Source organism: Bradyrhizobium sp. CB2312 (assembly GCF_029714425.1).
Classification (GTDB): domain Bacteria; phylum Pseudomonadota; class Alphaproteobacteria; order Rhizobiales; family Xanthobacteraceae; genus Bradyrhizobium.
On sequence record NZ_CP121668.1, the window covers coordinates 514,834 to 537,408 of the forward strand.

At 65.5% G+C, this 22,575-nt stretch carries 20 protein-coding genes; 11 read left to right on the forward strand and 9 right to left on the reverse strand.

Annotation, left to right across the window (positions count from 1 at the left end; translation table 11 throughout):
* Nucleotides 1-70 precede the first annotated feature (70 nt).
* On the forward strand, nt 71-1,507 hold the full coding sequence (locus QA642_RS02475) for an MBOAT family protein (protein WP_349253887.1): 1,437 nt from the start codon (nt 71-73) through the stop codon (nt 1,505-1,507).
* Nucleotides 1,507-2,607: a hypothetical protein gene (locus tag QA642_RS02480; protein ID WP_283083230.1), complete on the forward strand. Its 1,101-nt coding sequence runs from the start codon at nt 1,507-1,509 to the stop codon at nt 2,605-2,607. Before QA642_RS02475 ends, QA642_RS02480 begins: the two co-directional genes overlap by 1 nt.
* A gap of 191 nt (nt 2,608-2,798) precedes the next feature.
* Here QA642_RS02480 and QA642_RS02485 read toward each other — a convergent pair whose 3' ends face one another.
* From QA642_RS02485 to QA642_RS02495, 3 genes are all read right to left on the reverse strand, one after another.
* Nucleotides 2,799-3,986: an aminotransferase class V-fold PLP-dependent enzyme gene (locus QA642_RS02485; RefSeq protein WP_283083231.1), complete on the reverse strand. Its 1,188-nt coding sequence runs from the start codon at nt 3,984-3,986 to the stop codon at nt 2,799-2,801.
* A gap of 107 nt (nt 3,987-4,093) precedes the next feature.
* The gene (locus tag QA642_RS02490) at nt 4,094-4,816 is read right to left on the reverse strand and encodes a thermonuclease family protein (RefSeq protein ID WP_283083232.1); all 723 of its coding nucleotides are present in this window, start codon (nt 4,814-4,816) and stop codon (nt 4,094-4,096) included.
* Between the two features lie 268 nt (nt 4,817-5,084).
* The gene (locus QA642_RS02495; protein ID WP_283083233.1) at nt 5,085-6,812 is read right to left on the reverse strand and encodes a hypothetical protein; all 1,728 of its coding nucleotides are present in this window, start codon (nt 6,810-6,812) and stop codon (nt 5,085-5,087) included.
* 427 nt (nt 6,813-7,239) lie between these two features.
* Between QA642_RS02495 and QA642_RS02500 the strand changes: the two genes are divergently transcribed.
* On the forward strand, nt 7,240-8,091 hold the full coding sequence (locus tag QA642_RS02500) for a caspase family protein (RefSeq protein WP_283083234.1): 852 nt from the start codon (nt 7,240-7,242) through the stop codon (nt 8,089-8,091).
* A 250-nt stretch (nt 8,092-8,341) separates the two neighbouring features.
* Here the strand turns inward: QA642_RS02500 and QA642_RS02505 are convergent, their stop codons facing one another.
* From QA642_RS02505 to QA642_RS02515, 3 genes are all read right to left on the reverse strand, one after another.
* Complete coding sequence (locus tag QA642_RS02505) at nt 8,342-9,229, reverse strand: HlyD family efflux transporter periplasmic adaptor subunit (protein ID WP_283083235.1); 888 nt, start codon at nt 9,227-9,229, stop codon at nt 8,342-8,344.
* Between the two features lie 332 nt (nt 9,230-9,561).
* Entirely contained in the window at nt 9,562-10,689 is a 1,128-nt protein-coding gene (locus QA642_RS02510; protein WP_283083236.1) for a beta-propeller fold lactonase family protein, read from the reverse strand.
* A 125-nt stretch (nt 10,690-10,814) separates the two neighbouring features.
* Nucleotides 10,815-10,952 carry a hypothetical protein gene (locus QA642_RS02515; RefSeq protein ID WP_235541845.1) on the reverse strand — a complete coding sequence of 46 codons (138 nt, stop codon included), beginning with the start codon at nt 10,950-10,952 and terminating at the stop codon, nt 10,815-10,817.
* A 132-nt stretch (nt 10,953-11,084) separates the two neighbouring features.
* On the opposite strand from QA642_RS02515, the gene QA642_RS02520 reads away from it, so the two are divergent.
* The 3 genes from QA642_RS02520 to QA642_RS02530 all read left to right on the forward strand — a co-directional run bounded on the left by QA642_RS02520 (nt 11,085) and on the right by QA642_RS02530 (nt 13,738).
* The gene (locus QA642_RS02520; protein ID WP_283083237.1) at nt 11,085-11,261 is read left to right on the forward strand and encodes a hypothetical protein; all 177 of its coding nucleotides are present in this window, start codon (nt 11,085-11,087) and stop codon (nt 11,259-11,261) included.
* Between the two features lie 96 nt (nt 11,262-11,357).
* Nucleotides 11,358-11,480, forward strand: a complete 123-nt coding sequence (locus QA642_RS02525; RefSeq protein ID WP_283083238.1) for a hypothetical protein — start codon at nt 11,358-11,360, stop codon at nt 11,478-11,480.
* Nucleotides 11,481-11,638: 158 nt separating this feature from the next.
* Entirely contained in the window at nt 11,639-13,738 is a 2,100-nt protein-coding gene (locus QA642_RS02530; protein WP_283083239.1) for a methyl-accepting chemotaxis protein, read from the forward strand.
* Between the two features lie 114 nt (nt 13,739-13,852).
* Here QA642_RS02530 and QA642_RS02535 read toward each other — a convergent pair whose 3' ends face one another.
* On the reverse strand, nt 13,853-14,212 hold the full coding sequence (locus QA642_RS02535; protein ID WP_283083240.1) for a hypothetical protein: 360 nt from the start codon (nt 14,210-14,212) through the stop codon (nt 13,853-13,855).
* Between the two features lie 159 nt (nt 14,213-14,371).
* Between QA642_RS02535 and QA642_RS02540 the strand changes: the two genes are divergently transcribed.
* The gene (locus tag QA642_RS02540) at nt 14,372-15,571 is read left to right on the forward strand and encodes a phosphatase PAP2 family protein (RefSeq protein ID WP_283083241.1); all 1,200 of its coding nucleotides are present in this window, start codon (nt 14,372-14,374) and stop codon (nt 15,569-15,571) included.
* Between the two features lie 44 nt (nt 15,572-15,615).
* On the opposite strand, the gene QA642_RS02545 is transcribed toward QA642_RS02540, so the two are convergent.
* Entirely contained in the window at nt 15,616-18,279 is a 2,664-nt protein-coding gene (locus QA642_RS02545; protein ID WP_283083242.1) for an EAL domain-containing protein, read from the reverse strand.
* Nucleotides 18,280-18,504: 225 nt separating this feature from the next.
* Nucleotides 18,505-19,200, reverse strand: coding sequence for a hypothetical protein (locus QA642_RS02550; protein ID WP_283083243.1), 696 nt, complete (start codon nt 19,198-19,200; stop codon nt 18,505-18,507).
* 170 nt (nt 19,201-19,370) lie between these two features.
* Between QA642_RS02550 and QA642_RS02555 the strand changes: the two genes are divergently transcribed.
* From QA642_RS02555 to QA642_RS02570, 4 genes are all read left to right on the forward strand, one after another.
* Complete coding sequence (locus QA642_RS02555) at nt 19,371-20,399, forward strand: LysM peptidoglycan-binding domain-containing protein (RefSeq protein WP_283083244.1); 1,029 nt, start codon at nt 19,371-19,373, stop codon at nt 20,397-20,399.
* 151 nt (nt 20,400-20,550) lie between these two features.
* Nucleotides 20,551-21,822, forward strand: a complete 1,272-nt coding sequence (locus QA642_RS02560) for a Spy/CpxP family protein refolding chaperone (protein WP_283087137.1) — start codon at nt 20,551-20,553, stop codon at nt 21,820-21,822.
* A gap of 75 nt (nt 21,823-21,897) precedes the next feature.
* Nucleotides 21,898-22,128: an AbrB/MazE/SpoVT family DNA-binding domain-containing protein gene (locus QA642_RS02565; RefSeq protein WP_283083245.1), complete on the forward strand. Its 231-nt coding sequence runs from the start codon at nt 21,898-21,900 to the stop codon at nt 22,126-22,128.
* Entirely contained in the window at nt 22,125-22,526 is a 402-nt protein-coding gene (locus QA642_RS02570) for a PIN domain-containing protein (protein ID WP_283083246.1), read from the forward strand. Before QA642_RS02565 ends, QA642_RS02570 begins: the two co-directional genes overlap by 4 nt.
* Nucleotides 22,527-22,575: the final 49 nt, after the last annotated feature.

The following is a 22,575-nucleotide window of genomic DNA, read 5'->3' on the forward strand; positions in this document are numbered from 1 at the left end:
AGTCGCCGGGTTGTTGATCCGTCCCTTGTATGCTTTGACGGGCCATACCCCCCGCCGCTGGTCCAGCCTGATGCTGTTCAACTCCTATCCTTTCATCCTGCTGTTCCTCCCCGCTGTGCTCGCCGGCTATTTCTGGCTGGGGCGGCGCAGCAATCTGGCCCCGGCGATCTGGCTGGCGCTGGCCTCGCTCACCTTCTATGCGATCGGAAGCTGGCAATTCGTGGCCCTGCTGCTGCTCTCGATCGCGTTCAATTATGGCATCGGCCATCTCCTCATCGTGGCGGAGCTCGCCCCAACGCAACGCAAGGCCACGCTCGCGCTCGGCGTTGCCGGCGATCTCCTCGTGCTCGGCATCTTCAAATATGCCGGCTTTGCCACTGAGAACATCAACGCTTTGCTCGGCACGCATCTTGCGATTCACATCCTGCTGCCGGTCGGCATCTCCTTCTACACCTTCACGCAGATCGCGTTCCTGGTGGACGCGTATCGCGGCCAGGTCGCAGCTTATGCGCTACCGCATTACGCCCTCTTCGTGACCTATTTTCCGCATCTGATCGCGGGGCCGATCCTTCACCACAAGGACATGATCCCGCAATTCGCTCGCGAGGAGACCAAGCATCCCGACGCGCATCTCATGCTCTGCGGCGTCATCATCTTCGCCATCGGCCTGTTCAAGAAGACCTGCCTTGCCGACGGCATCCAGCCGCTGGTTGCGCTTGCCTTCGAGGCGCGCTCGCCGAGCTTCGACCAGGCCTGGTGTGGCGCGCTCGCCTACACGTTCCAGCTCTATTTCGACTTCTCCGGCTACTCCGACATGGCGATCGGGATCTCGCTGATGTTCGGCATCTTCCTGCCGGTCAATTTCAACTCGCCCTACAAGGCCACCAGCATCGTCGATTTCTGGCGGCGCTGGCACATGACGCTGTCGCAGTTCCTGCGCGACTATCTCTACATCCCGCTCGGCGGTAACAGGCGCGGCCGCGTGCTGCGCTACGTCAACCTGCTGGTCACGATGCTGCTCGGCGGCCTCTGGCACGGCGCGGCCTGGACTTTTGTCGTGTGGGGCGCGCTGCACGGCGCCTATCTCTGCGTCAACCATGCCTTCAACGCGCTGGTGCCTGATGTTCCGGCATTGTTTGCGCGCCCGGCTCGCATCGCCGGGGCCGTGCTGACCTTTCTCGCTGTCGTCGTCGCCTGGGTGTTCTTCCGCGCCGAGAGCGTCGCATGGGCGCTGCGGATCCTCCACGCCATGGCCGATCCAGCGAATATCGTGTTCGGCCGCGAGGAGATCGCGGCGCTGGTGATGATTGCGGTCTACGCGGCGCTGGTCTGGCTGGCGCCCAACACGCAGGACATCATGGGCTATGATCACGGCAACCGCCGGGTCGGCGAGCCCTTGCGGGCCGGGCGCATGCGGCCGCTGGTCCTCTATGCGGCATCGCTGGTGCTCGCCTTCGGCGTGCTGGGCATCCAGAGCCACAGCGAATTCATCTATTTCCGGTTCTGATGCGCAGGCCGTTCACGCATCTGAAGCGTCTTCTGCTCGCGAGCGTCCTGTGCGTGCTCGGCGCAGCCGCGCTCGTCTATGTGGTCGATCCCCTGCAGCTGTTCCGCACCTCGCATCTCGCCTTCTATTCCGACGATACGCGGGTGCAGAACGCCGGGCTGATCCGCAGCCAGTCGTTCGACACCGCCTTCATGGGCACCTCGCTCGCGATTCATTTCCGCCAGAGCGACATCGACCGCGCGCTTCGTGTACGTTCGCTCAAGCTGGCGATGACCGGCTCCAACTCGCGCCAGCAGGCTTTTGTGCTGGAGCAGGCGATCGACCGCGGCGCAAGGCGCGTGATCTGGGAGATGGACGACTTTATTTTCGTCGATGCCGCGGGCATCGAGGCCGACCCCTATCTTTCCGTCGATCTCTACCGCAGGACGGCCAAGGGCATCGCGTCCTATCTGTTCAGCGCCGCGATGGCGAAGGAGTCCTTGTTCGCCTTGCTGCGGTCGATCCCTCCTCTGCGAGAGCCGCTGACCCGGGCGGCGCCTTATCTGCCCGTCAAGTTTGCGCTGGCTGACGTCGATGACATCTATGCGTCGCCGCGGGATGTTGACCTCGCGCGCGATTACAATGCGAAGAAGACGCTCGCCTCTTTCGCCCACATCACCGCGCCTGCGCGCATCCGCTTTCTCGGCGAAGGCTACGATTATGATGCGATGGTGCGGCATTTCGAGCAGGACGCCATCGGCCTGATCACGCGCCATCCGGACGTGACCTTCGACGTCTACTTCCCGCCCTATTCGATCCTGCAATTCGTCGCGATGCGCGATGCCTCGCCGGAGACGCTGAAGATCGTGATGGATCTCACGGCGGTGATCGCGCAGCGATTGACCCAGCTCCCCAATGTGCGCCTGCACGATTTACGCGCGATCAAGGCCGTGACGCACGATCTCAATAACTACGGCGACGTCATCCATCATTCGCCTGAGGTGGACGCGATGGTGCTGAAATGGCTGGCGAGCGGGGAGCATCGCGTCGATCCGAAGAAGCCGACGGCGTCGCTGGATGAGCTGAAAGCGCAGGTCGAAGCGTATCGCGTCGAGTACTGATCTTTCCCTCTCCCCTTGTGGGAGAGGGTGGCTCGCCGCGGAGCGGCGAGACGGGTGAGGGGTACCTATCCGCGCGCGAAGCCGCCTGTTGAGCCCGCGGAAGCAACCCCTCATCCGGCGCTTCGCGCCACCTTCTCCCACAAGGGGAGAAGGAAGAAAGAAGAGGCGTTCGCAGGGACGACGGCGGCTTGTTACGCCGCCACCTCTTCACCGAGATACGACACCGCCGCTTCCAGCCCGCCCTTGCCGTGGGGGATCTTCAGTGCGTTCAGGGCGATCTCGACCACCCCGAGCGTGCCGAGCAGCATCGGCGCGTTGACATGGCCCATATGGGCGATGCGGAAGGCTTGTCCGGAGAGATCGCCGATGCCGGTGCCGAGCACCACGCCGCATTTGTCCTTGCAATAGCGTTGCAGCACCGCCGGGTCATGGCCGTTGCTCATGGTCACCGTCGTCACGGTGTTGGAGCGCTCGTTCGCCTCCGCGACGTTGAAGCCGAGCACCTGGCCTTCGGCCCAGACCGAAACCGCGCGGCGCGCGGCCTCGCCGAGCAGGCTGTGGCGGCGGAAGGCGTTCTCAAGCCCTTCGGCGTGCAGCATGTCGATCGCCTGGCGCAGCGCGAACAACAGATGCACCGGCGCGGTGCCGGCATATTTGCGATAGTTCTCGGTGCCCTCGCGCTCGCTCCAGCTCCAATAGGGTGTCGACAGATTGGCCTTCTTGTGCACCTCGAGCGCGCGGGCATTGGCGGCGACGAAGCCGAGGCCGGGCGGCGTCATCAGGCCCTTCTGCGAACCGGACATCGCGACGTCGACGCCCCATTTGTCCATCTCGAACGGCATGCAGCCGAGCGAGGCGACAGTATCGACCATGTACAGCGCGGGATGGCCGGCCGCCTTGATCGCCTTGCCGATCGCCTCGATGTCGTTCTGCACGCCCGAAGCCGTGTCGACCTGGACGACCACGACGGCCTTGATGCTGTGCTCCTTGTCGCGGCGCAGGCGCTCCTCGACCTCGTGCGGACGGACCGCACGGCGCCAGTCGCCCTTGAGCACCTCGACCTCGGCGCCCATCAAGGCTGCCGCATTGCCCCAGCCGATCGCGAAGCGTCCGCTCTCCAGCACCAGCACCTTGTCGCCGCGCGACAGCACGTTGCTGAGCGCGGCTTCCCAGGCGCCGTGACCGTTGGCGATGTAGATGTAGGACTTGCCCTTGGTCGCAAACAGGTTCGAGATGTCGCCGAGCAGGCTGTCGGTCAGATCGTGCATCTCCTTGGAGTAGATGTCGATCGCCGGGCGGTGCATCGCCCGCAGCACCTCGTCGGGCATCGTGGTGGGCCCGGGGATGGCCAGAAATTCCCGGCCCGCGCGAACGGTCATTGCTGTTGGTCCTTGTTGTTGGAGGACAGGCTGGTAGGTCGCTGATTCCTACTTTTACGCGGCGCTGGAGCCTGAGAAAAGCGCCGAAAATGCAGGCCTGAAGTGGGTTATCTCTTAGTCTCCCGGCAGCCGGCCGCTTCCGCCTCTTCCACCGAGCAGAACCAGCGGGTGCCCTTGCTGATCTTCATCTTGATCTGCGTGTACCAGCGGCTGGTCGGCTGGTGATAGATGCACTCGCCCGATGTGTTGACGTTGCCCTTGATGGTGCAGTCCGGCGAGGGCGCGACGGGGCCCGAGGCGGACGCGAGCAGCACTGCATGCGCGCCCTCCGGCGGCTTGGTCGCGCCCAGGATCGGGGTCTTCTTGTTGCGCACCCGCCAGTCCCAGGGTGCGATGAAGGCGCCCTGCCACATCCCGGCTTTTGCCTCACGCGCGGCAACCTCATCTGGCTCGTAATCATGGGAGATGCGGGTATAGGCCAGCGCCCAGCCGCTGCGCACCAGCCATTTCTGGATGTCCTCGCCGCCGACGTCGCAGCGCGCCACGGTGCGGCCACGCCGATCGATCGATCGGGCATGGCAGACCCAGGTCTTGCCCTCGGTGTATTTGGCGAGCTCGTCGCGGGCGGCGACGCCGCAGGTCCAGCGCTCGCCCTTGGTGTTGAGGCAGAGCTGGTCGGACGACGGCGCGTCGACGCCGCCGAGCCGGATCCGCGTGTTGCCGATCACAACGGAATCGCCGTCGCGGATCTTCGCCGTGCCGGTGATGTCGGCGGCCTCGGCCAGCGACGGGACGAGGAAACACAGCGCAATCAGGAATTTTCGCAACATGCCGGTCCGCGTGTGATGAAAATCTCGATAGAGGCGTGCAATTGTCGTCGGCTTTTGGCCTCGCGGCCAGCTTATGCCTAACGGATAGGCTTTCAACTTCCTGTCATCTTAAAGGGGTGGGGTGATCTCTCCACTCGGGCAGACTCGTAGGGTGGGCAAAGGCGCGCTCTTCGCGCCGTGCCCACGATCTCTTTGTGGCGCAAGACGTGGTGGGCACGCTTCGCTTTGCCCACCCTACGAGACCTGCGTCCGGGGCACGAGACCGGAGTCACCCCCGCGCCATCGTCCTTTTCGCCACGGCCAGACCCATCAACACGAACGCTGACGTCACCTCCGGCCCGCCGACCAAAATCCGCGTCGGCGTCTTCATCTTGTTCCATTCGTAGGCGCGGAACGGGCCGCGGCGGCCGCCTTCGCCGAGCCCGGAGACGATCACGTTCAGCGCCGGCGCGAAGGCGCGCGGATCGGCGCCGAGATGGCCGAGCGCGATCAGCGCCAGCGCGGCGTCGAACACGTTCATCTCCGCGGCCATCAGCTCGCCCTTGACATAGGACAGCACGCGGTGGCGGATGAAATCGAAATCGCCGTTGGGATCGATCAGAGCCTGCGCCGCCAGCGGCAGCGTCAGGAACGCCGCATAGCAGCGGCCGAAATAGGCGCTGTAGAGCTCAGGCAGATAATAGATGTGCGAGCGCGGATTGGCGAAGGCGCCGCTGGCGGCGAGACGCTTCTGGAAGCCGATGATCCGGTGCACGGTGGCGAGCCGCGCCGGCGTCTCCAGGATCTTCCAGCGCGCGAGGTTGCGAAAGCTCACCTCGAGAATGTCGAGATTGAGCGTGGGATCGAGATCGTTGCCGTAGGGCCGCTCGCCCTTCAGGTTGTCGATCCAGGTCGCAACGCCGCCCTCATAGTCGATATTGTCGTTGAGCGGCACGGTCACGCGTGGTTCGTTGATCCCGGCGCGTACCTGATAGCCGGCATAGAAATCCAGCAGCGGCTGGTCGATGATCGCATCAAGGCAGCCGGCCTGCGTCGCCGCCGAGATCGAGCACGCGGTGGTGTCGCAATCCGGCACGTAGACGCCGAAGCCGAGGTCCTGTTTGATCTGCGCGAAATAGCGCGAGAAGCGCGGATGCGGCGGAGGTGCCAGCGCGGTGATGACGTTGAACCGCGCGCCGTCGACGCCCTCGACCTCCTCGCGGCTGATATTGACGCAGAAATCCACCATGTCGGCGATCGCGCGCTCGGCTGCCGTCTTGTCCGCGGGCGAAGCCAGCCCGGTCTCGACATAGCTCAGCAGCGCCTCGATGAAGAAGGCGTCGTAATAGGCCGAGCGGTGACGGATCTGCACCGGCTCCCACATCGGCTCGGCGATGCCCTTCCAGGGTGGATTGACCACGGCGGCTGCGTGCGAGCGCGCGATGAAGACGCGGGCGAGGTTGAACAGCAGCGATGAGTTCTTGTAGCCGCGCGCGTTCAGGCCCGTCAGCGCCATGATCAGCTCGCGTCCGCGGAAGTCGGGATCGCCGATCAGGTTGAAGGCGGCATAGGTCGGCAGGAAACCGTTCTTGCGATACGAGCCGAGGAGATGCTGCGCGCAGTCGCGGATCACGCCGTCGATCTGCGATTGCTGCGGCAGCGCCGCGGTGAACGCCGCTGGCGGCGGCTTGGGATGATCGAGGGCCATGCAGTCGACGAGATCGGCGACGGGCTGGCCGACCGCGGCCCAGTCCGGCTCGGCATCGTCGCGGGCGCGGGCGAGCGCCTCGCGCAGCCGGGTCAGCTTCGCCTCCTCGCGCAGCTCGGGCAGGCCGGCGCGACGGAGCAGCAGGCGCAACGCGGGATTGCCGAGCGCGGTCTTGTAAAACTTGGCCAGATGCGGATCGCCGCCGGTGGTCACCGCCAACACGGGATCGCACACGTCATAAAGAGAAGGGCCATCCTTGCGCGCTGTCAGCGCCCGGCAGGCGGCACCGGCGAAATAATGAAAGCTCATGAAATACCTGGTCGCGGGGGCCTTGGTCAGGAGCGGCCCGGCACGCTCCCATCCGCGCGCCACCCCCTCGCCAAGTCTTTGAAAAAGCTACCCGGATTCGCGGGAAAAACAAATGTGACGATGGTCACGGAAAAAACCGGCACGGAGGCTGCATGATGAGGCTGCGGAAGGCCACGGGGACGCAAAAAATCCACATATTGGGCCGGGAGAATTAGTTAACACATTCAGTGTCTTAGCTCAAATTTAGGGCAATCTATTGCCCCGCGGGCGATATCCGGTTAAGGGTTTGTTTGGTACGGCGCCGCAAATTGCGCGCAATTCGGGGGCACATCCCCGGCCAATCCCTCAAACCTAAAGCCGCTATCGCGCTACTCAAACTGTGTGCGCGCGCTTGGCTGGTCTTTGGCACTGACAGGAATGAAGCGAGATGAATTTAAGGCAGCTCGACATTTCCCGACGCACGATCGCAGTCGCCGCAGCCCTCATCGGCACAGTCTCGCTTGTGATCGGCGCCCATGCTGCCCTCAACATGCGTGCGCTCGATGCCGCCAAGGCCGTCTCGACCGACCAGGTCACCGGCTCGATCGGCCAGACCTCGCGCCTCGCCCTCGTCATCGGCAATGGACATTACCCCGACGCCAGCGCGCCGCTGACGCAGTCGATCAACGACGCCCGCGCGCTGTCCTCGAGCCTGCGCAAGAGCGGCTTTGACGTCGACATGGTGGAAGACGCGACCAAGGACGACATGATCCGCGCCGTCAACCGCCTGAAGTCGCGGATCAAGCCCGACACCGTCGTCATGCTGTTCTTCGGCGGCTTCGGTGTGCAGGCCGGCCGCGAGAGCTACATGCTGCCGGTCGATGCCGTGATCTGGAAGGAAAGCGACGTCCGACGCCATGGCGTGTCCATCGAGGGCGTGCTCGACATGATGAAGCAGCAGGGCGCCAAGGCCAAGCTGGTCGTCGTCGACGCCTCCCGCCGCAATCCCTATGAGCGCCGCTTCCGCTCCTACAGCCACGGTCTTGCGCCGATCAGCGCGCCCGACAATGCGCTGATCCTGTCCTCGGCCTCGCCCGGCAAGGTCGTCGATGACGGCAAGGGCGAGCACAGCGTGCTGATCAGTGAGCTGCTCGGCAATCTCAATGCGCAGAGCAGCAGCGCCGAAGCCGTCTTCAACAAGACCCGCGTCGCCATCTCCCGCGCCTCCGAAGGCGACCAGGTCCCGACCGTGTCGTCCTCGCTGCTCGAAGACGTGCAGTTCGATCAGGCCGGCGGCTAGTTCGCGGCAATCGCAGCTCTTGTAGGGTGGGCAAAGGCGCAAAGCGCCGTGCCCACCATCTTTTACGTTTCGATAGAAAGACGTCGAAGGACGTGGGCACGCTCCGCTTTGCCCACCCTACGATAGCCGTGCCTTAGCGCACGTCTGCCTCTCCACCGTCATTGCGAGGAGCTCTTGCGACGAAGCAATCCAGGATCCCTCCGCGGAGAGATTCTGGATTGCGTCGCTTCGCTCGCAATGACGGCTGAGACTACTTCGCCGCTTCCGCGGCCATCGCCGGGCGTACCGGATCGCCTTCGCGCAAGAGCGCGCCAGCGCGGGCGATGACGATGTCGCCTTCGTTGAGGCCGTCGCGGACCTCGATATTGCCGCCCGACATCAAGCCGATCTCGACGCGCTTGGTCTCGACGCGGTTGCGGCGGATCACCTGCACCACGGTGCCGGCGGAGGAATATTGCACGGCGGTAAGCGGTACCGCGACGTTGCAGCTCTGCCCGGTCTTGATCAGCGCGCGCCCGCTCGCGTTCAGCAAGAGCCGCTTCTGCGAGGAGATGCCGATATAGACCATGCCCTGCTGGATGTTCGGCTCGACGGTCGGCCCGATGCGGCGCACCTTGCCGTCGAGATCGCCGGCGCCGGCGATGCGCACCGTCGCCTGCTGGCCAACCGCGAGCTTGCCGATATCGGTGGTCGCGACCAGGCCGACGAGGTCGTATTCGCTGCGCGCCACGATCGTGAACAGGGCTTCGCCCTTGGCCGAGGCGAAATTGCCGATCTGCGCCGTCGAGGTCGCGATCACGCCTGCCACCGGCGCGGTGACCTGAAGCGTGCCGCCTTCGGGCAGCGCCAGCCGCGCCAGCACCTGGCCGGCCGTAATGGTGTCGCCGGCTTCCGCCAGCACCTCCGTCACCTTCAGGCCGGGACGCTCGGGCCGCACCGAGGTTTCTTCGCGCGCGATGATCGTGCCCGTCGCCTCGACGATGTCGGAGAAGCAGGATTTTGCCGCCTTCAGCACCGTGACCGCCGGCCCCTTCGGCGCCTCGTCTTCGGCGGCGCGCGCGAATGGAGCGGACAGCAGCAATAGTCCGGTGAGCGCAACGAGATGTCTGGAGAGGAAACGCGCAGGCAATGGACGCATCGGTCATTCCGGTTGGGGCCTTGACGGCCTCATCGATAGCAGAAGCAACCGCGGCGGGCCATGGGCCGGCCGGATGAGAATGCCGCAGCGCAGGCGGCGCGATGCCGCTTGTTGAATTAGTCTGCGGGAATGGAGGTAAGGTTCGCGGGTAGTTGTCCCGCAAACTCGTCATGGCCGGGCATAGCCGTCCGAAGGACGGCGTCGCTTCGCTCGCCTATGTCCCGGCCATCCACGTCTTGGCCACGTGGAACGAAGAACGTGGATGCCCGGGACAAGCCCGGGCATGACGGCCTCCTATGATGTTGCGCGAGGAGGGGAGGTAGGAGCAGCCATCACGGCAGGCTCAAGAACTCCACCCAGTTCGGCTTCTTTCCGGTCGGATAGGATTTCAGTTTCCCCAGCGCGCCGCTCGACTGGTCGATCGCATAGACCGTCATGCTGTCGGAGAGCTCGCCGACCGCGGCGAGATAGCGGCTGGAGGGATCGATGTGGAAGCCGCGCGGCTGCTTCTCGGTCGGCACGCTGCCGATCGTGGTCAGCTTGCCGCTGGTCGCATCGACCTTGTAGGCGGCGATCGTGCTGGTGGTGCGCTCGGAGGCGTAGAGGAAGCGGCCGTCGGGCGTGATGTGGATGTCGGCGGCCCAGGGCTTCTTACCAGACTCCTTGCCGGTGAATCCTTCCGGCAATGCGGTGGTGCGCTGGATCTCGTCCCATGCGCCGCTCTTGGCCTCATAGGTGAAGGCGGCGACATCGCCGTTCAGCTCGTGGATCATGTACACGAACTTGCCGTTGGGATGGAACACGAAGTGTCGCGGCCCCGATTTGTCCGGCACCTTGTAGGCCGGCGGATCGTTCGGCGTCAGCGTGCCGGCGGTGGCATCGAATGCAAAGCCCAGCACCTGGTCCGAGCCGAGATTGGTCGCGAACGCGAAACGGTTGTCGGGCGAGGGCAGGAAGGCGTGCGCGTTGAGGCCGGTCGGAATCACCTGCTTCGGCTCACCAACGACGCCGTTGGCAGCAAGCGGATTGAGCGCGACCTTGTTGCCGCCATAGGAGGCGCTGAACAGGAATTTGCCGCCGTGGTCGACGGCGATGTTCGCCATGCTGTCGGCGAGCGGCCCGTTGCCGATGTGGCTGAGCTGTCCTGTCTTGGGGTCGATCGCAAAGCTCACCGCGAGGAACGGCTGCGAGCGCACGCCGGCGATCAGCACGCGGTGGTCGGGCGTGATCGCGAGCGGCGTCGAGGAGCCGGGCTTCTCGACGCCGGTGAAGGCGGCGGTCTGCACCGCCGTCATCTCGCCGTTGTCGGCGAGCTTGAACACGCTGATGTCGTTGCTGTCGGCGTTGCCGACATAAGCGAAGGTCTCGGCCATGCCGGGGCGGACTCCAGGGATGAGGGCGAAGAAAGCGAGAGTGGCGATCGCAGCGCGCGATGCGCTGCGGCGTATCGGTCTCAACATGGGCTCCTCCATCAAGCCGGTGCGGCTTGGTTCTTTTGCCCTGGAGGATAGCGGGAGCCGCGCCGCCGCACCAAATTCCAATTGAGATCGATCGATGCCGAAATCGTATCGGTCGTGCGGGACGGCTAGCGCACCGCCGCCGTCAGGCTGCGGGAGGGCAAATGCGGGCCGGCCGCATAGTCGGGTGCTCCGAGCACGCCCCACACCGCGACCGCAACCAGCGCGCAGGTCAAGATCGTCCAGACCACGAGTCGTTTCCGCATCAGGCCAGATCCATCATTCGTTCGATACCCCCATCGCCGCCAGCGATCGTGCACTGCAAACGGCGACGATCCTATGAACTCATTCACAGGCGAACCCAGCGAACCAATGTCGCGCCCGCGCATTGACCCGTCATGCCCCGCGAAAACGATCTCGAAGGCAAGCCCGACATGGGCGGCAAGCACGGCGGTCAGGCCGGCCAGCCGAAGCCGCCGCCGCGCCCGCGCCAGGGCCCGCGCGATGAGGACGTCGTGGCAAAGCGCCACACCGGCCAAACCGATCGCACGCCACCGCCGACCAAACCAAAATAGCGCCTCGCCCACGCCGCACTTTCATTGGGAACAGCGGTCTCATCTTGCCGTTACCCTGATCCCGCGGGCGGAGGAGAGCGAAAGGGAGGCTGGCACGTGTTTTGGATCTATTGGGACACCGCCTGGTCGCTGATCATCAGCGGCATCTGGGTCGCCACCATCATCAGCCATCCCGACGCCGAGTTCGTCGAAATCCAGGCCGCCCGCGAGGCGAAGTGAGCCGGCGCCGCCCGCGGCCCTGATTTCCGTAGTTCAACCGACCGGAATTTAACGGAGTCCCGGGCTCGCATGCCCGCGCCCCCACGCATTTGGTGAACCAAATCTTAGGAGCCGCCCGGTATTTTTCTGCATCTTTTCCGCAAGGCCCGGCGCTCACTATGGCATTGTTCGGCAATCCCTCCATTCGCTCCGTTCTCGGCGCGATCATCGGCGTTCTTGGCGCGTTCCTGATCGGGCAGCTCGCGACCGGGCTCCTTGCCGCCGTCGAGCGCAACAGCGCGGCGCAGAAGGTCGAGCGCTTCGCCAGCACCGACCAGCAGCTGTTCGCGACCCTGCTCGGCTTCCGGCTCGAGCGCGGCACCTTCCTGTCGGCGCTCGTTGCAGACGCCCCGGCCAATGCCAATGCCGACAGCCGCATCGCCACCAACCGGCAGTTGTCGGAAGCGGCTTACAAGAGCGTGCTCGAGCGTCTCGATGGCGTGTCCGATTCGCGGCTTGCCGGCGCCCTCGGCAAGCTGGTTGCAGTCCACGATGCACTGATGCCGCTGCGGCCCAGGGCGGAAGCCGCCATTCACCAGGCGAAGGCCGAGCGCGATCCGAAGGTCGGCGACGAGTTTCGGAAAGTAGCCCAGGACTATCTCGATGCGATCCTGGCGCTGACCAGCGAGCTCGAGAACGCGCTCAAGCTCACCGATCCCGTGGTCGATCATCTGCTCAGCGTCAAGCAGTCGGCCTGGGCCGCACGCAATTTTGGCGGCCTCGTCGCCATCCGTCTGGAAGCTGCGGCCGCGAGCGGCAAGCCCTGGAGCGCCGCCGACATGGTCGGTGCCGCCGAGGACACCGGCCGCGCAAAGCAGGCCTGGAGCCAGGTGTTGGATGTAGCCAGCCGCGCGGATGCACCCGCCAGCCTCACCGACGTGGTCGCGCGCTCGAAGCAGGGCGAGGCCGCCGCCATGGCCGAGCGCCAGCAGGGCTTCATCAAGGCGCTGAGCAACAACCAGACCATCGACATCAAGATCGAGGACCTGTCGAAGCTCAACACCGCCATCCTCAACTCCAGCGTCGAAGCCGGCCAGGCCGCGCTCGCCGAAATGGTCGCCCGCGCCGGGCAGCAGATGACATCGGCGAAATGGAGCCTCGCGCTCAACGGTGCGATGATGCTGGTCGCGCTTGCCATCACCTTGTCCGGCTTCATCCTGGTGCGCCGCCGCGTCAGCGCGCCGATCCGTCAGATGACGCAGGCGATGCGCTCGCTTGCCGAGCGCGACTATGCGATCGAGCTCGCAGGCATCGCGCGCGGCGACGAGATCGGCGAAATGTCGCGCGCGGTCGCCGTGTTCAAGGAGAACATGATGACCGGCGACCGTCTCGCCGAGGAGCGGGCCGCCGAGCAGGCGAAGAAGGAGCGGCGCCAGCTCGCCGTCGAGCGGCTGATTGGAGAGTTCGAGCGGACCGTCACGGAATCGCTGCACACGCTCGCCTCGGCCTCCGGCGAGCTGAACGGCACTGCGCAATCGATGTCGTCGACCGCCGAGCAGGGCTCCTCCAAGGCCGCCTCGGTCGCGACCCTGTCGGGCGATGCCTCCTCCAACGTGCAGACGGTTGCCGCCGCCACCGAAGAGCTCTCGGCCTCGATCAGCGAGATCAGCCGCCAGGTCGCGGAATCCTCCAGCATTGCCGGCGCCGCCGCGAGCGAGGCCGCGCGCACCAACGGCGAGGTACAGGCGCTGGCGGATGCCGCCCAGCGCATCGGCGACGTCGTCGCGCTGATCACGGGCATTGCCGAGCAGACCAATCTGCTCGCGCTCAACGCCACCATCGAGGCCGCGCGCGCCGGCGAGGCCGGGCGCGGCTTCGCGGTGGTCGCATCCGAGGTGAAGAACCTCGCCACGCAGACCGCCAAGGCGACCGAGGAGATCACCGGCCAAGTCGCCGCGATCCAGGGCGCGACCCAGTCGTCGGTGACTGCGATCCAGTCGATCGGCACCACCATCCAGCGCGTCAACGAGATCGCAGCGGCGATCGCGGCTGCCGTCGAGCAGCAGGGCGCCGCGACGCGCGAGATTGCGCGGAATGTGCAGCAGGCCTCGCAAGGCACGAATGAAGTCTCGCGCCACATCTCCGGCGTCTCGCAAGCCGCCGGTCAAACGGGCGCCGCCGCCGGCGAGGTGCTGGAGTCCGCCAAGATGCTGGCGCGTCTGTCCGACGATCTGAAGCGCGACGTCGACCGGTTCGTCGGCGACCTCCGCGCCGCGTAGCCTTGATGTCGTAGGGTGGGCAAAGGCGCACTTCGCGCCGTGCCCACCATCTCTCGCGGATGGAGGATTGGTGGGCACGCTGCGCTTTGCCCACCCTACAAGAATTCCAGACGCTCAGATCATGCTGCCGGGCATGAAGCAGCGGATCATGGCGCGGCCGTTGACGTAATAGGGCCAGACCATGGTGCGGCCGACGCGGTTCGGCTCGGTGATCACCGCGTCGTCGGGCACCGCGATCCAGGCGCCCTGCAGCCTCACGCGATAATGTCCGTCGCGCGTGTCCCAGTCGACATCGTCGAGCGCGGTGCCGTCGGCATCGGCGCAGCAGGGGCCGCCGGCCTTGCTGTGCAGGCTCTCGAACCAGCCCTTGAGCGGCGAGTTGGCGTAGCGGCCATCGTCGCGGGCTTGCGCGGGCAGGCCGATCATGGCGATCGCCGCCAGAAGAGGGATCATCCTGAAAGTCACGACCGCCATGTCGCCTCGCTCGATCCGCGCACGCGCGAACGCGCAGACGCGGCGCCTGCTGCGATGCGCGTGATGCATGTTGGCTGCCGTCCGCCGGCCGGAGTTCCGGCCGTCTCGGCAGCGCGATAACCGCAAGGCCCCAGGTTTGATCCTATTTTTTGCGGGGCCGTGAGCGGGGCGATCTCCGCCGTCCGTCAAAGGCACCTGAACGATCGAAAGAACGAGTCCTTAACCCTTCGTACAGTAAGTGTGGCCTCGACTGCCCGCATTCACACGGTGATCGTCATTGCCCGCGTCAGGTGCCGGTGTTTCCGCGGTCGAGCCCGCGCCTCGTCCGAACTCACTCCGTCGTTTCTGGTCGATCGCCGCATGACCCAACGTCTCCACCTTGATCGGTTGAAGTACGCCGATCGTGTCGTCTGGATCGTGATTGCGGTCATGGCCGGTCTGGTGTTGAGCGCATCGATGCTCGGGCCGTTCCAGATCGAATGGATGACATTCTGGAAACCAGGGCTCGTCGCCTCTCTGCTGGTGCTGGGAAGCTGGTTCTACTCGACGGTCAGAAAAGACGCGGCTCTCGCCGACGCGCTGGTCAGTGCCGCCCAGATCATCGCCTTTGCGGCGGTGGCTGCGCCCGTGTCGTATGTCTCGGCAAGCGCGGCCTTTCCGCTATGGGACAGTGAGCTCATGGCGCTCGACCGGCGCATGGGCTTCGACTGGATGTCGTGGCTCGATGCCATGAACGCAGCGCCGCTGCTGCACCGGATCCTGGCGCTTGCCTATGCGAGCTTCGCCGTGCAGGCGACGGCCATCGTCGTTGTCCTCGCCGCGGCAGGGCATTCACTGCGATTGCGCGTGTTCATGCTCAGCTTCGCGCTGACGACGCTGGTGACGATCGGCGTCTCGACATTGATGCCGGCCCAGGGCGTCTGGGGTCATCTGCATCTGTCCGCGGTCAATTCTCCCGCCATCGTGCCGGTGACGCGGGATCTGCCTCTTCCCGTATTCTTCGGATTGCGCGATGGCACGTTCGTCCATCTGGTCGCCGAGGGCGCCGAGGGCATCATCAGCTTCCCGAGCCTGCATGCCGCGCTCGGGCTTCTCTTCCTGCTGGCGCTGTGGCGCGTCAAATATGTCGGCTGGATCGCAACCATGCTCAACGTCGCGATGATCGCGGCAACGCCGGTGGACGGAAGTCATTACTTCTCCGACGTCGCCGCGGGTCTGGCCATCGCGCTTTTGAGCTGGGTTGCGGTCCGGCACGCGCTCACCCGCATGACGGGTGAACGGATGGAAGCCGGTGGCGAGCTGTATCTGCCCCCGGTCGGCGCGTACGAAAAGGCCGAGGCGCTTCGCCGGGCGTCGTAGCGCAGTCGAAGCGGCACCTTGCGTCCACTTCCGGACATTAATAGCTAAGCCGCCGCCGCCTGCTTCGACAGCAGCTGCTTCAGCTTCGCCGCGGGCACGGCCGGGCTGAACAGCCAGCCCTGCATCTGGCTGCATCCGAGCTGGCGCAGCACCTCGCGCTGGGCCTCGGTCTCGACGCCTTCGGCCGTCGTCGCCATGCGGCGCGCGGCGGCCATGTGCACCACGGCCTGCACGATCGGCGAGGAGTCCTCGGATTGACCGATGTCGCTGATGAAGCTGCGATCGATCTTGATCTTGTCGAAGGGGAAGCGATGCAGATAGCTCAGCGACGAATAGCCGGTGCCGAAATCGTCGAGCGCGATGCGCACGCCGAGCTCGCGCAGCTGCTGCAGGATGGTGAGCGCCTCCTCGTCGTCGCGGATCAGCACGGTCTCGGTGACCTCGAGCTCGAGCCGGTCCGGTGAGAGCCCCGACTCCGCGAGCGCCGCGGCGACTTTCAGTGCCAGCGTCCGCGAGCGGAACTGCACCGGCGAGACGTTGACGGCGATGTGGATATCGCCGGGCCAGCTTGCCGCCTCGGTGCAGGCCTGCCGCAAGACCCATTCGCCGATCTCGCCGATCAGCCCGGTGTCTTCCGCGACCGGGATGAAATCGGCGGGCGAGACCATGCCGCGTTCGGGATGGCGCCAGCGCAGCAACGCCTCGCAGCCGGTGACGACATTGGCGGCAAGATCGACCAGCGGCTGGTAGTGCACCTCGAATTCGCCGCGGGTCAGCGCCTGGCGCAGATCGAGCTCGAGCTGGCGGCGCTGCCGCGCCTTGGCGTCGTATTCGGGGATGAAGATGCGGAAGGTGCCGCGGCCCTCGGTCTTGGCCGCATACATCGCAAGATCGGCGCGCTTGAGCAGATCGTCGAGATTGTCGCCATGGTCGGGCGCGATCGCGATGCCGATGCTGGCATCGGTCGGGATCTCCTGGCCCTTGCAGTTCACCGGCGTGCGCAGCGCTGTCAGGATATTGTCCGCCAGATTTGTCAGTTCGGCCTCGTCGCAGGTCCCGGCCTTGATGATGGCGAACTCGTCGCCGCCGAGGCGCGCGACCAGGTCGTTGCCGCTGACGCAGGCGCGCAGACGGTTCGCCACCTGGCGCAGCAGCTCGTCGCCGACCTCGTGTCCCAGCGAATCGTTGACGCCCTTGAACTCGTCGACGTCGATATAGAGGATCGCAAACGGCTTGCCCTGGGCGAGCTCGGCGATGCGGCGCTCCAGGTGGCCGCGCATCAGCACGCGGTTGGGCAGGTCGGTCAGCGCGTCGTAATGCGCCATATGCGCGATGCGCTCGTCGGCGCGGATGCGCTCGCTGACGTCGTCATGGGTGGCAAGCCAGCCGCCGGCTGCACCAGGCTGGTTCTTGACCTCGATCAGGCGGCCGTCGGCGGTCTCGACGATGGCGCTTTGGGTGCGGCCGACATTGTCCAGGATGTCGTCGCAATAGGCATCGACGTCGCCGTGGAACGAGCCGGTGTCGTAGCGGTGCTGGATCACGTCGCGGAAATAGGCGCCGGGCTTCACCACGCCCGTGGAGAGGCCGTACATCTCGATGTAGCGGCGGTTGCAGACGATCAGCCGCTGGTCCTGATCGAACATCAGAAGGCCCTGGGTCATGGTGTTCATCGCGGTGTCGAGCCGCTGCTTCTCCACCGAGAGGCGGTTCGTCATCTGGCGGAAGATCAGGAACAGCGTGAGCACGAGCAGGCCGATCGACAGCACGGCCACGAAGACGAAGAATTTCGTCTGCGTGCGCCAGGTGGCGAGCGTCGCGTCCAGCGACTTGGTCGCGACCACGACCAGCGGCTCGCCGGTCAGGAGGCGCGAGGCGACGATACGGTCCTTGCCATCGATCGGGCTTGCGAGCTGCGTGGTGACGAAGGTGCGTTCGAACACCGCCCGCTGTTCCGGCGTGCCGTTGCGGAAATTCTCCCCGATCATGGCATCGACATGCGGAATGCGCGCGAGCAACTGGCCGTTCTGGTGATGCATCGCGATCGAGGATTCCTCGCCGAGCCCGCTCGAGGCGAAGAAGGATTCGAGCTGGTCCGGCGTGATCGCGCGCGAGACCATTCCGAGGAATTCGCCGTGCGGGCCGGAGACGCGCCGCGCGAACACGATGGCGGGACCGTTGCCGAGCCGGCCGGGAACGACCTCGATCTCCTCCTGCGTGGCCGGATCGTTCCTGAGGCGGTTGAAATAGTCGCGGTCGGCGACCGAGATGTCGGCGACGGGCCAGCGCCGCGACGAGTTGATCAGAACGCCGCCAGCATCGAACACGTTGGCGCCGGCGACGTCGGACCAGCCGCTGGCTTTCGCGCGCAGCACCTCGTGCATGGCGAGGGTGGCCATCTCGCTGCGGAACACGTCGGCGGATTCGATGCCGTGGCTTTCGAGCTCGGCGATGACGCTCTTCTGCAGCACCGCAAAGTCGGCGAATTCGCGATCGAAATGCCGGGCCAGCAGCCGCACGGAGTTTTCCAGGCTGTCGCGGCCGCTTTCGATCGCATTCTGGCGAAAGCGGTCGACGGTGAGCGCGGTGCCGATGGCCATTGCGACCATCAGCACGAAGCCGCCGACGATCAGCCATGTCAGCGGCGCTCCCTGCCAACGGCGCAGCAACGCGCGCATCCGCGCGGTCCATCGGATTGATGTGCCCATCCAGCCCTCCCGTGGGATGCAAGATGCAGCAAAACCGACAAGACCCCGTTACCAGTAACGGTTACGAAAACATGAATCGGAATGGAATCAGAGGGTTGGGTTCCCCTCGCGGGGGCCGTAGGGTGGGCAAAGGCGCCCTTGCGCCGTGCCCACCACCTCTTCGTGGCCGCAAAAAGCGCGTGGGCACGCTTCGCTTTGCCCACCCTACGAAGTCACGAAACGGCCCTACCGCTTGATCTCCCACTCCAGCGCCTCCGCGTTGCCCTTGGCGAACATCTGCGGCACATCGAACTTGCCGGTCTTGAGGTCATAGCGGCATGTCCAATCCGCCAGTCCCTTCACGGCGACGTTCTTCGGATGCTTGTCCATCGCGCCCGACAGCGAGATCAGGAGGTAACGGTTGTTGGGCCAGTCGACGCCAAGCCAGCGATAGCCATCTTCGGTGCCTTTCATCAGATTGGCCGAGATGTGGTAGTCGAGCTTCATGTTCTTGGTGTCGCGCCGGCTGTGAAAATAGGCCCAGGCGAGATCGCTGAGCGACTTCTTCGTCGCGTTGACGAAGGCGCCGTTCTCGACATGGTAGAGGAACAGATCCTGCGAGCCCGAGCCGGTCTTCTGCATCCGCACCAGCCATTGCGAATCGGCGGTGAAGCGGAAGCCGGCACCATAGCCCTGCTCGGGCTTCAGCTCCGTCATCTGCTCGCCGCGTCGCGCCCAGACCTGCCATTTCACGCCGAACAGGTCTTCACTGTCCTTCATGTACTGCTCGAGCTTGGTGGCGCCGTCGGGCGAGGTGAAGGCGAGATCGGCATTGTCGGTGAGGACGAATCCCGGCGGCGGCCCGGATGCGGCGAGCGCGGGGGAGGCGGCGAGGAACAGGGCAAGCGCCAGCCATGGCGCGGGGCGGCAAAATCTGGTCACGGAAGAAATCCCTAAAATAAATGCCGCGCTGCGGCCTTGCGCATTGGACTCCGGCGGGGCCGTGCCGGTTCATCCGAAAGAGTGATCATCCCATCGACCGTCTTGCTGCCGCAGCGAAATCGGCGCAATTTGCTGCCATCGGCTGATTTGCGATCCAAGGTTCTGCATCGATGATGACCGCGTCCAAGGCCTTCATTGCGTTCTGTCTGCTCGCACTGGGTGGCACCGTGCTGGTGATCGGCCCCACCGAGCTGCGCCGGCTGCTGCCGGGCGGCGCGAAGACCGAGGTCGCCGTCGCCGCCAAGCCTGAGGTCAAGGCTGAATCCAAGGTCGAGCCCAAAGCCGAAGCCAGGCCGGATGAGTCCAAGCTTGCCGCGACGCAGCCTGCACCATCGGCGTCCCCGGAACCGGTCGTCCCGCCGAAAGCGGCGGCGCCGCTCGCCGAGACGCAGAAGCAGATTGCGGCACTCGGCGAACTCGCCCCGGCCAAGCCGCCGGCGGCCGCGGCCGATGCCGGCCCCCGGTTCGACGTCGCGCGCGTCGACGATCACGGCGAGGCTGCGGTGATCGCGGGGCAGGCCACACCGGGTGCCAAGGTCGAGCTGCTGCGCGACGGCAAGCCGCTCGATACCGTGACGGCCGATGCGTCGGGCCAATTCGTGATGACTCCGCCCCAGCTTCCGGCCGGCTCCTATGAACTGACCCTGCGCGCGACAGCGTCCAACGGCACCGTCACGCAGTCCGCGCGCACCATGCCGGTGACCATCGCCGAAGCCGCGCCGCCGCCGGCACGCCCGGCACCCGCCGCGCGTCAGGAGGCCAGGCAGGCCGAGAAGCCCGACGACAAGTCGGATGTCGTGGCGTCGCTGCCGTCAGCTGCGCCGCACCTGGCCTCCGCGCCGGAGAGGTCAGCGGCCCGGCCGAGGCTGATGGGGACGCCGAAGCCGAAGGTCCTAGCGCGCGCGCCGGCCGCCAATGCGGTCGCATCGGCCTCGCCGGCGGAGGTCTTCAACGCTGCGCCGGCCGAAGCGGGCGGCAGCCGCGTGATCTCGCGTGGCGACAGCTTGTGGGCGCTCAGCCGTCTGGCTTACGGCGACGGCTCCCGCTATGCGGTGATCTTCAACGCCAACCGCGACAAGATCCACAATCCGAACCTGATCTATCCTGGCCAGACTTTTGTGCTGCCGAAGGCGCACTGAGGATTTCTGCGACGCTTTGACCGCCGACGCGCGGGAACCTTTGGTTCCGCTCTGAGTCATCCCCTTGCGGCGCGATACGCGCTTGGCACTGGAGGAGGGCCAAGACGTGTTCAAGCAAGACGTGTTCAACTCAGTGGTCAGTTCGATGGTCATGTCGAGATCGCGCATTGGACCGGCGCTCGCGGGTGCACTCCTCGCGATTCTGGTAGTGCTGCTGCCTGGTAGAGCCGAGGCGCAGTTCGGGTTGCGCGGCGGTCCGCTCGGCGTCGCGCGCTTCGCCGTCGGCCACATGATCGGCATGTCGCGGCTGCGCCACTCCCGCATGGCGGTGCGGGGCAGCCGATACCGCTCCGCCGCGCTGAGATCGCAGGATCCGCGCGGCGCCGAGCGCGGTCAGCCGCCCAATCCCTACATCCTGCGTGCCGCGCTCACGGCGCAAGCTGCGCTGTCCGGCTGGCGTGGCGGCCGCCGTCCGCAGGGCTGGTGGCGCCATCCCGACGGCAGCTATGGCTGGGCCGGCCCGGTGTTCTGGCCGTTCGCGCAGGACGATCTCGCCAATGCCGTCATCCTTGGCGATATGACCAGCCTCTCGCTCTATGGTTATGGCGACATCTATGCCGCGATCTTCGCGCCCTATGCCGCGACTGAGCTCGCCGCCTATACCGCGCCGCAAGGCCGGCGCACGCGCAGGGTTCCGTCGGCGCAGAACGTCTGTGATGCCAGCGATCCCGCTGGTTTTCCAATGGATCGCATCGTCGCCGCCGTGCAGCCGAACGAAGAACAGCGCATGGCGCTCGACGATTTCGGTGCCGCCTGGCTGGCGGCCCGCGACAGCATTCGCGCGGCCTGCCCGGCAGGAGTGCCCGCGACCGCAGCGGAGCGCCTCGGCCTGATGCACGAGCGCGTCGCGGCGATGATCAAGGCGACCGACGCGGTCGCAGCGCCGCTGGCAAAGTTCGAGGGCCTGCTCGACGACGGCCAGAAGAAAAAGCTCGATGCGCTCGGCCAGGAGCGTCGCGCCGCGCTCGCGGCCGGCCAGAAGAAGGACTCGCAGGCGGCAAGCGCCTGCGAGGCCGACAACGATCCGCGCTATGATGTGCAGATGCAGCGCCAGTACGAGCAGCTCGTGCAGCAGCAATGGCCCGCCGCCGACATCGGCTCGACGCTCAAGCTCGACGACACCGGCCGCGCACGCTTTGAGGTGCTTCAGGACACCACGCTGCGCACCATGGAGACGCTGAGCCCGTGCACGACGAAATCCGCAGCGACCCCGCAAGCCCGCCTCGCTGCGGTGAAGGCGCGGCTCGGCGCGATGCTGGAGGCAGTCAACGCCGTCGGCGATGCGCTCGATGATTTCGAGGCAGACTTGACCGACGAGCAGAAGGCCGCCTTCGAGGCGATCGGTCCGAAGCGGGGGGTGTGAGCATCCTCTCGACTTGAAGCGGGAGAATATCCAGTCTATGATATACAGTAATTAATGTATATCATGGAGTTTTCGGTGCTGGTTTCCAAGTGGGGAAATAGCTTGGCGGTTCGGCTGCCCAAGGCACTCGTTGAGGCTCTGAAGCTTTCACCGGGCGACGAGCTCAATGTGGTGGAAGCCTCGAAGGGCCGGCTCGCAGTGGAGAAGGTTGACAAGCGCGCGGAATTTCTCCGGCAGGTCGAGCAGTTCCAGTTTCCGTTGCCTGAAGACTACAAATTCGACCGCGACGAAGCGAACGAGCGGTGAGTGCTTTCTTCGACAGCAATATCCTGATCTACGCCTACTCAACGGACACAAGGCGGCAGCGGGCGCTGACGACGATTGCCGGCGGTGGCATCATCAGCGCGCAGGTGCTGAACGAGTTCACCAACGTGCTGCGCAAGAAGCAAAGGCAGGATTGGCCGGTGATCGAGGCGGCCGTGCAGTCTCTGCGCTTCCGCTTTCCAGACATCGTGCCGCTGACGTCGGACACGCACACTGCGGCGCTTGCGCTCGCGCGCGACCACACGCTCGCCTTCTATGACGCCCTGATCGTCGCCGCCGCGATCGAGGCCGGCTGCGACACGCTCTACAGCGAAGACCTGCAACACAGCCGCAGCTTCAGTGGGCTCACCATCGTCAATCCGTTTCTTGGCAGCACGTGATCCGTCCGATGACTTCAAGACGAATCTGACCGACCAGCAGATGGCGCCC

What these genes read in the sequence shown, in the direction of transcription:
- QA642_RS02480 (WP_283083230.1), top strand. Translation starts at nt 1,507, where the DNA reads ATGCGCAGGCCGTTCACGCATCTGAAGCGTCTTCTGCTCGCGAGCGTC.
- QA642_RS02535 (WP_283083240.1), bottom strand. Translation starts at nt 14,212, where the DNA reads ATGGCGGTCGTGACTTTCAGGATGATCCCTCTTCTGGCGGCGATCGCC.
- QA642_RS02500 (WP_283083234.1), top strand. Translation starts at nt 7,240, where the DNA reads ATGAATTTAAGGCAGCTCGACATTTCCCGACGCACGATCGCAGTCGCC.
- QA642_RS02510 (WP_283083236.1), bottom strand. Translation starts at nt 10,689, where the DNA reads ATGTTGAGACCGATACGCCGCAGCGCATCGCGCGCTGCGATCGCCACT.
- QA642_RS02515 (WP_235541845.1), bottom strand. Translation starts at nt 10,952, where the DNA reads ATGCGGAAACGACTCGTGGTCTGGACGATCTTGACCTGCGCGCTGGTT.
- QA642_RS02560 (WP_283087137.1), top strand. Translation starts at nt 20,551, where the DNA reads ATGTCGAGATCGCGCATTGGACCGGCGCTCGCGGGTGCACTCCTCGCG.
- QA642_RS02475 (WP_349253887.1), top strand. Translation starts at nt 71, where the DNA reads ATGCTGTTCAACTCCTATCCTTTCATCCTGCTGTTCCTCCCCGCTGTG.
- QA642_RS02485 (WP_283083231.1), bottom strand. Translation starts at nt 3,986, where the DNA reads ATGACCGTTCGCGCGGGCCGGGAATTTCTGGCCATCCCCGGGCCCACC.
- QA642_RS02495 (WP_283083233.1), bottom strand. Translation starts at nt 6,812, where the DNA reads ATGAGCTTTCATTATTTCGCCGGTGCCGCCTGCCGGGCGCTGACAGCG.
- QA642_RS02520 (WP_283083237.1), top strand. Translation starts at nt 11,085, where the DNA reads ATGCCCCGCGAAAACGATCTCGAAGGCAAGCCCGACATGGGCGGCAAG.
- QA642_RS02490 (WP_283083232.1), bottom strand. Translation starts at nt 4,816, where the DNA reads ATGTTGCGAAAATTCCTGATTGCGCTGTGTTTCCTCGTCCCGTCGCTG.
- QA642_RS02545 (WP_283083242.1), bottom strand. Translation starts at nt 18,279, where the DNA reads ATGGGCACATCAATCCGATGGACCGCGCGGATGCGCGCGTTGCTGCGC.
- QA642_RS02505 (WP_283083235.1), bottom strand. Translation starts at nt 9,229, where the DNA reads ATGCGTCCATTGCCTGCGCGTTTCCTCTCCAGACATCTCGTTGCGCTC.
- QA642_RS02530 (WP_283083239.1), top strand. Translation starts at nt 11,639, where the DNA reads ATGGCATTGTTCGGCAATCCCTCCATTCGCTCCGTTCTCGGCGCGATC.
- QA642_RS02555 (WP_283083244.1), top strand. Translation starts at nt 19,371, where the DNA reads ATGATGACCGCGTCCAAGGCCTTCATTGCGTTCTGTCTGCTCGCACTG.